At 65.4% G+C, this 685-nt stretch carries 1 pseudogene; it reads right to left on the reverse strand.

Annotated features, from left to right (window positions below):
- Positions 1 to 685, reverse strand: a pseudogene (locus tag PG5_RS34560) (type VI secretion protein VasK); the annotation flags it as partial.

A 685-nucleotide genomic window follows, 5' to 3' on the forward strand; every position in this document is an offset into this window, starting at 1 on the left:
ACGCCGTGCCACACCGGCGCTACCGACCAGAAATGATCGCGGTCATGGGGATCCGCCGCCACCGCCGGTAATGGCAGACTGAACCACAGCCCGTGCAACGGCACGCCCCCGGCAAACTCACCGAGCAACGGTGCCAGCGCCTGCCGCCAGCGGGGAATGCCCTCGACTTGCAAATCACGGGACAGGCGCAGCAAAAAGTCATGCGGTATCTGTCCGCGCATCTGCTCCAGACCCTCCTGACGCAAGGGCTCGAGCAATTGATTCAGGCGGCTCTCCAACTCCACCGCGGTGAAGTCGGCGGGCAACGCGCAACCCACCGCCTGCGTCTGCCGCATGGACTGGTCCCATTGAGTGTCGCAGACCTGCCACAGGTGCAGCGGCAACTGCCAATGCAGCGTCCGCGCCAGATCGCGCAGGCGCCGCACGCTGTCGCCCAGCGTTGCGGCGTCGGTGGATTGTTGCTTGTTCAAGGCCCAGACCACGCCATCGAGAGCACGCCAGCGGCTCAAGCCCTGCCATTGGCTGAACAGGGTTGGCGACTGTACGCTGCCACCATGGAGCAGCACGGTGTCCTGCCCATGCAGGAACTGTCGGGTGGTCAGTCCGGGGGCGATGGCTTCGATCTGCTCGGGTTCGCCGACGACCAGGAGCAGGCGGACTTTGAAGCGCCAGAAGGGGCCGTAGT

Source organism: Pseudomonas sp. G5(2012) (assembly GCF_000408945.1).
GTDB lineage: Bacteria > Pseudomonadota > Gammaproteobacteria > Pseudomonadales > Pseudomonadaceae > Aquipseudomonas > Aquipseudomonas umsongensis.